9 protein-coding genes are annotated in these 12730 nt (G+C 39.6%); 2 read left to right on the top strand and 7 right to left on the bottom strand.

What is annotated here, in order from left to right; translation table 11 throughout:
* Positions 1–331: 331 nt before the first annotated feature.
* Positions 332–2671 carry an RNA polymerase recycling motor HelD gene (helD, locus tag BM163_RS01990; RefSeq protein WP_089799695.1) on the bottom strand — a complete coding sequence of 780 codons (2340 nt, stop codon included), beginning with the start codon at positions 2669–2671 and terminating at the stop codon, positions 332–334.
* Between the two features lie 269 nt (positions 2672–2940).
* On the opposite strand from helD, the gene BM163_RS01995 reads away from it, so the two are divergent.
* Positions 2941–4122 carry an MFS transporter gene (locus BM163_RS01995; protein ID WP_089799696.1) on the top strand — a complete coding sequence of 394 codons (1182 nt, stop codon included), beginning with the start codon at positions 2941–2943 and terminating at the stop codon, positions 4120–4122.
* A gap of 135 nt (positions 4123–4257) precedes the next feature.
* Here BM163_RS01995 and BM163_RS02000 read toward each other — a convergent pair whose 3' ends face one another.
* Entirely contained in the window at positions 4258–4635 is a 378-nt protein-coding gene (locus BM163_RS02000; protein ID WP_089799698.1) for a RidA family protein, read from the bottom strand.
* 109 nt (positions 4636–4744) lie between these two features.
* On the opposite strand from BM163_RS02000, the gene BM163_RS02005 reads away from it, so the two are divergent.
* On the top strand, positions 4745–5146 hold the full coding sequence (locus BM163_RS02005; RefSeq protein ID WP_089799700.1) for a secondary thiamine-phosphate synthase enzyme YjbQ: 402 nt from the start codon (positions 4745–4747) through the stop codon (positions 5144–5146).
* Positions 5147–5198: 52 nt separating this feature from the next.
* On the opposite strand, the gene BM163_RS02010 is transcribed toward BM163_RS02005, so the two are convergent.
* From BM163_RS02010 to araA, 5 genes are all read right to left on the bottom strand, one after another.
* Positions 5199–6683, bottom strand: coding sequence for an alpha-N-arabinofuranosidase (locus BM163_RS02010; protein ID WP_089799702.1), 1485 nt, complete (start codon positions 6681–6683; stop codon positions 5199–5201).
* 71 nt (positions 6684–6754) lie between these two features.
* Entirely contained in the window at positions 6755–8260 is a 1506-nt protein-coding gene (gene arfA, locus BM163_RS02015; protein WP_089799704.1) for an arabinosylfuranosidase ArfA, read from the bottom strand.
* A gap of 152 nt (positions 8261–8412) precedes the next feature.
* On the bottom strand, positions 8413–9726 hold the full coding sequence (locus BM163_RS02020; protein WP_089799706.1) for an arabinan endo-1,5-alpha-L-arabinosidase: 1314 nt from the start codon (positions 9724–9726) through the stop codon (positions 8413–8415).
* Positions 9727–9883: 157 nt separating this feature from the next.
* Positions 9884–11002, bottom strand: a complete 1119-nt coding sequence (locus BM163_RS02025; RefSeq protein ID WP_089799708.1) for a GntR family transcriptional regulator — start codon at positions 11000–11002, stop codon at positions 9884–9886.
* A 238-nt stretch (positions 11003–11240) separates the two neighbouring features.
* Positions 11241–12725 carry an L-arabinose isomerase gene (araA, locus tag BM163_RS02030; protein WP_089799710.1) on the bottom strand — a complete coding sequence of 495 codons (1485 nt, stop codon included), beginning with the start codon at positions 12723–12725 and terminating at the stop codon, positions 11241–11243.
* Positions 12726–12730 lie beyond the last annotated feature (5 nt).

Raw genomic sequence — 12730 nt, forward strand, 5'->3', positions numbered from 1 at the left:
GAGCCCCTAAGCTCCCGGACCTCCGTTTGATAGCGAAAATGTTTGGCTTGATTAAACACCCGGAGGGTGTAATCCATGGACATCACAAAATCAGGATCGATTTTATGCTTATATAAGCGATTTGAAAAAATGGCCTTCATGCCCATGATACCCACCCTCCCTTGGTTTTGTGACGGTCACTGTTAGTGCTTTAATTATACCATGCGGAATATATGTTTGTCACTTCAAAAATATTCAAAACAAGCGATTCATCACCCACCTAGTGCTGACACACTTGAGGAAGGTGTCTTCTCGCCCTAAAGCGATAAAGACAAATGGGGAGCTTTTACATTTAGTCTTGGTCTTTTTTAGGTGCATGTATTTCCATAATCTTATGATGTTGATACGTTGATGGGTCAACATTGTTTAACCAAGGTGCCACTTTTTGATGACTAACGAGCGTTAATGCATGCATCGCTCGAGTACAGGCGGTATACAGTAAGTACTGATCCAGTTCCGTATGATAGTGTAAACTCGATGTATCGTAGACAATTACCGCATCAAACTCAATACCTTTGGCTAAGTAGACAGGCAATACTTTAATACCTGGTTCGAATTCATGTGTTTCACTCGTGACAAGATGCGCATCAACCTCATGATTATGAAGCCATTCTGTTACCGTTTGTGCTTCTTGTTTTGTTTTTGTAATGATGGCTAACTGTTCATAAGCCAATGATCGAAATCGGTTAAGCTCCTCAACTATCTTATGAAACATCATGTATTTCGAATCAACTTCGTAAATCGCAGGTTTTTCGCCTTGTCTTACAAATGGTAGAATCTTATAGGCATCTTCTTTTGCCAGCCCTTTCGAAAAGTTCACCAACTGTTCTGTCGCACGATAACTTTTATTTAGCGTTAAAACGTCCGCATTCTCAAGACTCCTTAATACATGGTCTTCACTTAACCCGTGTAAGTATAACGTTTGATGGACATCTCCTAGAAGTGTCATTTGACTATTAGGATAGATTTTTTTTAAATACGCTAACTGGAATAAAGAATAATCCTGTGCCTCATCTAAAATAACATGTCTGATTGCGCCATGTTCGTCAAAGCCAAGACAGACTTTTTCAAAATAAAGAAACGGCGTTGCGTCCTCGTAAGTTAAAAAACTTTCACTTAATTGTTTTTGTGTTTCATGACGAACCTTGTTGAAGGCTTCATCGTGGAGATCTTCTTGATCAAACAAACGAACGTAGGTCCGTTTAGTATCTACAAACTGCAGGCGTTTGATTTTCTGTCTTAACGGTTTAAATAATTTATTAATCAAACGCAACTTTAAGATTTGTTGTTCACGCTCAGCGTGGTTAAACCAATCCATTGTATCTTGTTCACGTTCAATCTGTTCATAAGCCGCCTGATAATCATCAAGGTCTAACAGCTCTAGCTCATCTTCTAACCAATCCGCATCCATAAGTTGTTTCTGTTCATCTTTTAAGGATGCTAAAATCACATCACGTAACTGCATTAAACGAACATGAACAGGCTCATTCGGGTCCATTCTGTAGAAATGGCGCGTAAGTTCTTGTTTTGACACAATCACATGGTCACGAAAGCGTATATTACGAAAGGCCAAACCACGTTTTTTCAAATCTGACAAATAACAATCAACTTTTCGTTTGAAATCAAGTGAAGCTTTATAGCGCATATTCTCTTGACGTACATCTGACGCACTGTCCGTTAAAAGTGCTTCTAATTGATCGAACGGTGTCTCAATCACGAATCGACGGCCAAGTTGTTGTTCCAAATAGTTATAAAACGTCACTTGTTCCACTTGGTCTTCTCCTAGCTCTGGTAAGACACTTGACACGTACGTGTGAAACAATGGATTAGGTGAGAATAACAACATTTGTTCAGCGGTCAATTCTCCGCGGTATCGGTAAAGAAGATAGGCTATCCGCTGCAAAGCCGCTGATGTTTTCCCACTCCCTGCCACACCTTGAACGATGAGGTCCTGTTTTTTTTCATGACGGATAATTTTATTTTGCTCTTGTTGAATCGTTGCGACAATATTTTTCATTGTCGTATCCGCCGTTTCACCGAGGACTTGTTGTAATAATCCATCACCAATTGTCAAACCTGTATCAAACATCGCTTTTAATTCACCGTGTTTGACTACATATTGGCGCTTAAGTGTTATTTCACCTTCAATGGTCTCATCTATCGCGTGATACGCCGCTTTGCCTGGTGGGTAATCATAATACATTGACGCAATCGGTGCACGCCAGTCATAAATATAAAAATCTTCTTCATTCTTTTTAAGTAAAGATGCTGTCCCAATATAGATGGGCTCTATCTCTTCTTCCCCTGTTTCTTTAAAATCAATTCGACCGAAGAAAGGCTGTTCATAGAGACGACTCAATTGTCGAAACGCTTGGTCTTGTTGGTCATGATGACGCTCACGCTCAGATAAAAATTCCGCTTGTTGTTTTAAACTTGCCTGTGTTTCAATCGCGTCATCCATCTCTGTTAAGTTAACCGTTACATCTTCAAAGAATTCTTTTCGTAAATCTAATACATCTGTTCTTATTCGTTTCACTCGCTTCACGAGTTTAGTCAGTCTTTGTTTAATAACGTCCTTTATTTCTGTGAAGCGTTCTTTTTCTGCTTCAAATGATTGATACTTGCGTTCCATCACGTTCTCCCCTTTAGCATTTCAATTGCTATGTATATGTACCCTTCATTGTAGAAGATTATGCGTCAAAACACTAGTAGGAATAATATAATAGTGACGATTACATGCAGATAGTTAAGCAAGAAAGCGATACCAACTATATTTCTAGGGCAAATGACTTTTAAACACGGTAAAAATCAGGTATGCTAATTAATTAGAGCAACGAAATAATTAGAAAGAAGGGGACTGTCATTCAACAAGAACATCAAGTAAAGAAAAATGTCAGCATTATGTGGTTCGCTAACTTTTTCATTGCTGGAAGTATTACTATGGTTCAACCATTTTTATCACTTTATATCGATACACTCGGTGATTTTTCTACTGAATATGTCCAAACATGGTCAGGTTTTATTTTTAGTATCACCTTTGTTAGCGCCTTTTTATTCTCACCCATCTGGGGGAGAGTTGGAGATCGTATTGGACGCAAGCCCATTCTCGTCGTCTTTGCTTTTGGTCTCGGACTATCAGTACTTCTTATGGGATTTGTCACGTCAATTTGGCAATTATTTTTCTTGCGATTATTTATGGGGATCTTTACGGGGTTTATCTCCTTATCACAAGCACTCATTTCAACACAAACATCACGGCGCACTGCCGGTAAAGTTTTAGGCACCTTGCAAACTGGAAGTATTACTGGCACATTAATGGGTCCACTCCTTGGCGGAGTACTTGCTGATTTATTTGGCTACCAATCTACATTTAGATGGTTAAGTCTCGTCTTGTTTATTTCAAGTTTTCTCGTTCTATTTGGCATTAAAGAAGTTACCTTACAAGAAGAAGACAGTGATATTCACACGTACTATACGTCAAGACAAGTCTTGCTACACATCTTACGTCAACCTGTGTTGCTCCTCATTATGTTAATGTCAATGATTGTTCAAATTGCTAATTTTAGCATTCAACCTATCTTGCCACTTTTTGTCGGTGAAATACATGGGAGTATCAATGTCGCCTTTTTCTCTGGCCTAGCTTTTTCAGCTTCTGGTTTAGGAAACTTACTTTTTTCTCGGCAAATCGGCCGCTTAGGAGATAAGCACGGTTACATTAAATTATTAACTCTCATGTTGATTTTAGCTGCTTTTGTCTACTTCCCTGGTGGGTTTGTAACAGCTTTGTGGCAACTCGTGATTTTACGCTTTCTAATGGGAATTTTTATTGGTGGTGTCATTCCTTTAAGAATTGCTTATATTAGGCAAGCTGCACCTATTGAAATGCAGGGAGAAGTGCTTGGATACAATACAAGTTTACGGTTTTTCGGTAACATGATTGGCCCTATGCTAGGTGCGACTATTAGTGCGAGCTTTGGTTATTCTGCTGTCTTTTTATCAACAGCCACTCTCTTACTCGTGAGTGCACTCATCATGATCTACGCGATTAAGCGCCATCCTGAATATGTTATCAATAACTTATAATATAGAGCTTGTTATATTGAACTTCCCACTAAAAGCCCCCTTATTCAAACGATGATTAAGGGGGCTTTTTCATAGATGAACATCCTTCACTCGCTATTCCGACAGCTAGTGCTTAACTTGATGCTATTTATACGCTTACTTTTTTACGATCGCATCAATTTCAACTTTGACACCCTTAGGGAGTTTTGACACTTCGATTGTCGCACGGGCTGGATAAGGCGCATTCAAAAACAAGCGATACGTATCATTTAAAGCATTAAAATCATTTAGATCTGTCACATAAATGGTAAACTTTACGACGTGATCTAACGTGACTTTCGCTTGCTCACAAATTGCTTGCAAGTTTTTCATGACTTGCTTCGTTTGTTCCACGATACCCCCTTCGATCACTTCCATTGTTTCTGGATCGAGTGGAATCTGACCAGAGATAAAAATTAATTCCCCCGCATCAATAGCTTGTGAATAAGGGCCGATTGCTTGAGGGGCTTTACTCGTTTGAATTTCCTTTTTCATATTCGTCATCCTCTCTTCATTATCCTTTAAATTTTAACATAATTCTGTTAATTTGGTATACTACTTTTAAAGACCGCATTTTCATTCTTAAGTTATAGGAGGTAAGCTCATGTTTCAAACATTTTCCCTATCCACCCACGCTCACAGTGAGATGATTGACATTACTGACACGATTGAGCAATTTATTAACACTGAAGACGTTCCTAGCGGTATCATCATCGTTTCAAGCGCACATACAACAGCCGGTATAACCGTTAACGAAAATGCTGATCCCGATGTGAAAACAGATTTTTTAAGAAGACTTGACCAGATATTCCCATGGGAGCACCCACTCGATTGTCACGCAGAAGGCAATACGGCTGCTCACCTTAAAACGAGCACGGTCGGTCATAGCCAAACACTTGTGATCGAGAACGGTCGTTTAGTTCTTGGCACTTGGCAAGGTGTCTATTTCTGTGAGTTTGATGGACCTAGACACCGTCATTTTCACATTAAAGTCATCAAATATTAACAAAAGCCCTTTTCACTTAATGCTCAGTGAAAAGGGCTTTTCTTATAAAACGTTAGGCCGGTGTTATCGTGATTAACACAACAGACATCGGTGGTAAATGAACGAATAGTTGATCACCTGATTGGGTAAAATCAGTGAATGTTTCTGGCCTTACTTTGTCCGGTTGTTCAAATGTGTTGTGATGATGCATCTCTGTTGAGGTGATAACTTCACCTGAAACCTCTTTTACATGAAGGCCACGGATATGAAAGTCAACGTTAGCAGCCGCTTCTCTTGAGGCATTCGTTAGTGTTATGTTCACTGTCCCATCTGATTGTTTTGACGCTGATCCATTTACTTGCGGATATTTAACCCCATCCGCTTCTAACATCGTTGTCTCTACATCCAAGCTCACACGCTGTTGGTCTTGGTGAACACTGTACATTTTAAAGACATGGTATGTTGGTGTTAATAACATTTGATTACCTTCGGTTAAGACCATTGATTGAATGACATTGACCATTTGAGCAATATTGGCCATTTTGATGCGATCGTTATGATTATTGAAAATATTTAAAGATATTCCGGCAATTAACGCATCACGCACCGTATTCTGTTGATATAAGAAGCCAGGATTCGTACCAGGCTCAACATCGTACCACGCCCCCCACTCATCAACAATCATCGCAATACGTTTATCAGGATCATATTTATCCATAATCGTCACGTGCTTATCGATCAAGGTCTCAATATAGTAAGCTTTTTGCATTGAAATATCCCATTCTGCCTCATCGAAACGGACCGCATCACCCTTATTCCAGAAACCACCCGGGTGAACATAGTAATGAAAACTTAGCCCATCCATATATGGTGCTGCTTCACGCATAAGTACTTCTGTCCAATTAAAGTCAGCGACATTCGCACCACCAGCAATTTTATAAATCTTATTTTCTCCATAATTTCTTACATAGGTTTGGAATTGACGATATAAATCGGCGTAAAATTCTGGACGCATATTACCACCGCAACCCCAGTTCTCATTACCAACACCAAAATATTTTACTCGCCAAGCAGCATCTTGCCCATTGGCTTTGCGCCAATTAGCCATTGGGGACTCGCCATCAAACGTCATATATTCAACCCATTCAGACATTTCTTGAACGGTGCCTGAACCGACATTACCGTTGATATATGGTTCAGCGCCTAACATCTCACAAAGAGCCATGAATTCGTGCGTACCGAAGTGATTATTCTCAACAACACCACCCCAGTGCGTATTGACCATACGTTTTCTTTCTTCTCTTGGTCCAACACCATCTTTCCAGTGGTATTCATCCGCAAAACAACCACCTGGCCAGCGAAGAACCGGGATATTTAAATCTTTTAACGCTTTTAACACATCATTTCGAATCCCATTTGTATTCGGAATTTCACTATCTTCACCGACCCATAAACCTTCATAAATACACCGACCTAAGTGTTCAGCAAATTGACCATAAATATTTTTATCAATGATACCTCTTCCAACATCTGCGTTAACAATTGCGCGATGCGCCATATAATCCACCTCTTCAATTTAATAAATGCTCTTTTTAACTAGTTAATCGCTTCCTACGATTATGAGCATATTTATTTCTTTAAACGAATCACATTCCAAGATGTTTGTTTTAACTGTGCCGATAAGTGTCCGAGTTCACATGTGGTGAATGTATTCAGCTGTGGCTTTACCGCTTCATGCGTCATCGTATTTACAGCTTTTACGTCTTCATGATAGAGTTCAATATGTTCTACAAGTGAATACCCAGTAAAGCTGCGTAAATCAACTTCTAACGGCATTGCTTCTGATAAATGCTTGTTCACGATAAAGATGGTTAACTCACCTGTTTCTTCATTGTGAACAGCTGCCGCATCTAAATAAGGCACGTCCGTAAAATCTCTCGCATCATATTTTGGTACATTAAGGATTGGCTTTAATGACACACCTCGCCCAAAGATGGATGTATGCATATACGGATAGAAAATCGTTTGTTTAAAACTTCCTCCACCATTTTCAGTCATAATCGGCGCAATCACGTTGACTAACTGTGCCATTGCCGCCATCTTCACACGATCAGCATTTTGCAAGAAAGTAATCAACATACTTCCAACTAGTAAAGCATCTTCGAAATTATAATGATCCTCTAATTGTGGTGGTGCCACTACCCACGGCTCGATTTGCTTATCTTGATCATTTGAGTGGTACCATACATTCCACTCATCAAAGCTCAAGTTTATCGTTTTTTTACTGCGATGTTTTGCTTTAATGTAATCACATGTTGCGGTGACGGTTTTTATAAAGTGAGCCATGTCTAAGTTTTTAGCTAAATAATTAGCCGTATCATTTGAACGATTACCGTAATACTGATGCAGGGAAATATAATCAACCGTATCATAGCTTAAATCTAACGTGGTCGCTTCATATTCTGGGAAAGTAGGCATGGTTGAACTTGAACTGCCGCACGCAACAAGTTCAATATCAGGATCGACTTGTTTCATCGCTTTTCCTGTTTCATTCGCTAAACGGCCATACTCATAGGCCGTTTTTTGCCCCACTTGCCATGGCCCATCCATTTCATTCCCCAAACACCATGTCTTAATGTTATGGGGCGACTCGTATCCGTGTTGACGGCGCAAGTCACTGTAATACGTCCCACTTGGATGGTTCGTATACTCAATCAAGTTTCTAGCTGCATCAATCCCTCTTGTCCCGAGATTAACTGCCATCATCACGTCAGCATTTACTTTCTTCGCCCAATCTGCAAATTCATTTGTTCCTACTTCATTCGTCTCAATCGTACGCCATGCCAGTTCTAAACGTCGGGGGCGTTCTGCTTTTGGCCCAACCCCATCTTCCCAGTTATAAGCAGATACCATATTACCACCTGGATAGCGAACAATCGGGACTTGTAGCTGTTTAACTAAATTAATCACATCTGTTCTAAAGCCTTGATTATCACTCTCGGGATGATCAGGTTCATAAATCCCACCATAAACCGCACGCCCTAAGTGTTCGATAAACGAACCGTAAATGCGTTTATCTACTTCTGCAATTTTAAAATGTTGATCAAGTGTCATCGTTGCTTTTAATTTTTTCATTATGCCATCTCCTATCTTAATTAACTGTTCTGCACAAATGATGATTTAAATCACAAAAACATTCATATGTACGTATATGCATATACAGTATACGACGATAAGCAAACGCTTTCAACTAAGAAACTTTATTTTATTCACAACTTTCTAAAGAACTACTTTGATTGGTTGGTCACACTTTTGCCAAACGTAACTAAACCATGATCATTATAACCTGCAAACACAATCGTTTCACACCAACGTTCCCAATCCCACCCGACATTTACCTTACCTTCAAGTACGCCATCACAAAGATGAAGCTTAACACTATTTTTAGCTTGTTTTGATTCAAAGTATGGAAAATCTTTAGCTTCAGTCATCACAACATGACGTGAAATGTCCTGTTCATGGTTATTCGGATCAAGTGTAATTAACTCCCAGGTACCTTTTAAATCATCCTGATCTATTTCACGGTTATCTTCACCTGCATAACGTTCTGGCGATACGAGCGGCCACCCTTCATCGGTCCAAAGGATTTTTCTGATTTGAACATAATGCACGTGCTTATTAATAGGTTCTCTCATGTGATGACATACAAAGTAATTCTCTCCATCTTTTAAGACACTATTGTGACCAGGTGCAAGCCACCCATCGCTCTCTTCAAACTTATAACTTCCTAATACTTTCATGCCAATCTCATCTTGATTACCTTCTAAGTCCGTTAAGTCTTTACCGTTATAATCTAAATACGGACCCGTAATTGACTTAGATCGGCCTACACGAATATTGTAGTCAGAGAAAAGTGAATCATAGGAAACAAATAAGTAGTAATCATTGTAGGTAGGGTTGTAGACAATATAAGGACCTTCCAGCGCACGATCAACAGACCTATGGCGCCTCGCAATAAGCTTACCCTCACCGCAAACTTTAAACTTTCCCGTTTCAGGATTAATTTCATTTACATAGATTCCACCAAAGAATGAACCGAATACCATATATATACGTCCCTCAGGGGTCACCGTTATATTTGGATCAATCGCATTAGGTCCGCTTGTTCCTTCTTTCGACCGATAGACCAACCCCAAATCTTCATACGGGCCTGTTACCACCTCGCTCACTGCCACACCAATAAATGATTGTGTTTTACCAAACTGACTTGCAGAGTAATACATGTAATAGCGCCCATTCATTTTAACTACCTCTGGTGCCCATAACCCTTTCGCATCAGTCCACTCTTTTGCTTCTTTTGGTACGCCGTCTGTAAACGCGCGACCGACAAATGTCCAGTGAATCAAATCCGATGATTGTCTTATCTGAATGCCCGCTTTAAAATCTCCCTTACTACCCGTATCGGTTGAAAAGACATAATACATCTTACCCTCTTTAATTATTGCGGGGTCATGCGCACCATAACTTCCCCACTTCATCTCATCTGCCATTGCCTCTAGATTAAACGGGATATCTTTCGGTAAAAACTCTTTTTTAAACATTGCTTCCCCTCATTTCTCTTAAAACTTATGTAGTTATTATATTGGTTAAAAACGCCCACCCTATTTAAACGCTTTCATTTTAGGTGTGAAAATAGCCGCAACATTCGTTACGGCCATGTTCGTATTTATTAATGACGTCTTCTTTGTCGCTCACGAGTTAATGTTTCGGCTTAGCCGTTGACGAACGTTCAACAAGCGTTGGTTCAAAGACAACTGACTCTACCGGTTCTTTTGATTTCTTTTGTGTCCCGCTTTGATCCTTGACTAGATCTAAAATCATCTTAGCCGCTACTTCACCCAACTTACTTTGGGGATGTTTAATCGTTGTAAGTTTGACTTCTGACACTTCCGAAAGGAAGGAGTTATCAAATCCAACAATCGACAGATCCTCTGGCACAGATAAACCTTTTTCGCGAATAACATCGAGTAAGGCAATTGCACACTCATCGTTATAACATACGAGAGCTGTTGGCCGTTCCTTTTCAGGTAGCGACAGTAATTTCTGTAGTTCATTTTGCGGATGAGTGTATTTTCCTTCTGTATTGTAAAGAATGATATTATTCGGATTAATACTAAGACCATTTTTACGATGCGCTTTCAAATAACCCTTCATACGTTTTGATCCTTGTCCGTCATCATTTTTGAAGAAACCAACAATATTTGTATGTCCTAATTCAATTAAATGTTCTGTCTGAAGTAGACCACCTTGTTCATCATTCAACGTGATACTTAAAGGTTCTAACTCATCATAAAATGAGTTAATCATAATATACGGAATGTTCTGTCGTTCTAAATTTAAGTAATAATTGATATTAGGGTTACTGATAGCACTACGCGTCGGCTCAACAATAACACCATCAAAATGTTGCGTAAGAATTTTCTCTAAGAAACGACGTTCATTATCATGGTCGTTATTCGTACTAAAAAGACTCACATGATATCCTTGTTGACTAAGATAAGATTCTGCCCCACGAATAATTGACGGAAATATATAGTCGGAGATATACGTCGTAATGATCGCAATATTTTTTTGGTTTTTAACAAGTTTGGCATCTTCTTCTTTTGATCGATCAGCACAAAAAGTACCTGCCCCTTGTTCTCGGTACAACCATCCCTGATTGACCAGTTCCCCAATCGCCAGACGTACCGTATGACGGCTTACACCAAATTGTTTCATTAACTCACTTTCTGAACTAATTTTTTGATGTGGTTGAAAAGAACCATCTAAAATTTTCGATTTGATTGCTTGTTTGACAATACTATATTTTGTCTGCATAAGTTACACCTCTAACATTCTTTATACTTATTAATCTGTCTCTAGTTTAACACAAACTCAGCCATCATTAGTCATAAATGCACAAAATTAAGCGAGTTTTCACTTATATGTTTAAAATATCCGGTTATTTTGTTACTCGAGGAAACATACGGATATGCTTCCTCTAAAACAAAACAACGTAAAGGGGGTAAAGAGGTACGCGGGGGACGTAAACTCTCTTTATATAGTAACCATCTTATTATTTAAAAATAGCCGCATTCCATTTCAGTTCATTCCTGAACTGTCGTAAGTTTAAATCCGCATCAATAACAACGACTTCAATATTCGTCATTTCCGCAAAATCAACTAATTGTTCTGTTGTTACCGTAAATGACAAGGCCGTGTGGTGAGCCCCACCCGCATAAATCCATGCAGCTGTTGCATCGCTTAAGTTTGGTAATGGCTTCCATAAAACTTTTGCGACTGGTAAGTGTGGCGTCTCAATAGTTGGTTGTTCTGCCTTTATCTCACTGATAACCAAGCGGTAACGCCCACCTAACTCAATCAATGATGCATTTACCGCATCGCCGCCTTTTCCATCAAAGACAAGACGCGCAGGGTCTTCTTTACCACCAATACCAAGTGGATTCACAACAATTCTAGGTTTTGTTGCAGTGACTGTTGGACATATTTCCAACATATGTGATCCTAGTATCATTTCATTTCCTGGTTCCAAATGGTACGTATAGTCTTCCATAAAGGTTGTTTCTTTGTTGCCAGACATAATTTTCATTAAACGAACTAAGGCTGCCGTACGCCAATCACCTTCACCCGCAAACCCATAACCTTCTGCCATTAAACGCTGGCAAGCAAGTCCTGGGAGTTGCTTCATTCCATGCAAATCTTCAAAGTTTGTTGTAAAGGCATTGTAATCTCCTTTTTTAAGGAATGCCTTTAATGCAAGCTCTACTTTCGCCTGATAAAGAATAGATTCATAGACCGCTCCTTTTTCTTTGACTTCTTCAGGTAAGTCATATAGCGTTTCATATTCTTTGTAAAGCGCTGACACCGCATCATCTGTCACACGGTTGATTTCCTCAACTAAGTCACCAATTCCGTAGTAGTCAACAGTCCAACCAAACTTAATTTGTGCTTCGATTTTATCACCGTCAGTTACAGCAACGTTACGCATATTATCACCAAAACGAGCAACGCGAATGTTCGTTCCTTCTTTCACACCAATCGCTACTTCCATCCAAGCAGCGACTTTTCTTAGAACATCTTCGTTTTGCCAGTGACCGACAATCACTTTACGACCTAACTCCAGACGCGTTCCAATAAAGCCATATTCGCGGTCGCCGTGTGCTGCTTGATTTGTATTCATGAAGTCCATATCGATTGAATCCCATGGAATATCGCGGTTATACTGCGTGTGCAAATGCAACAATGGTGTCTGGAGTGCTTTAAGTCCCGCAATCCATGACTTCGCAGGCGAGAATGTATGCATCCAAGTAATCACACCCGCACATTCTTTACTATTATTCGCATCTAGCGCTAACTGATGAATACTGGTTGCCGTTGTGACAACCTCCTTAAATTCCACCTTAAATGGGAGTATACCTGCCCCATTCAAACCTTCAACAACTTTCTTTGAGTTATCTGCGACTTCAATCAACGTCTCTTCACCATAGAGTGGTTGACTTCCTGTCACAAACCAAAAAGTATACGGTCTTGTTTCTAACATACAAA

The organism is Halolactibacillus alkaliphilus (genome assembly GCF_900115465.1).
Classification (GTDB): Bacteria; Bacillota; Bacilli; order Bacillales; family Amphibacillaceae; genus Halolactibacillus; species Halolactibacillus alkaliphilus.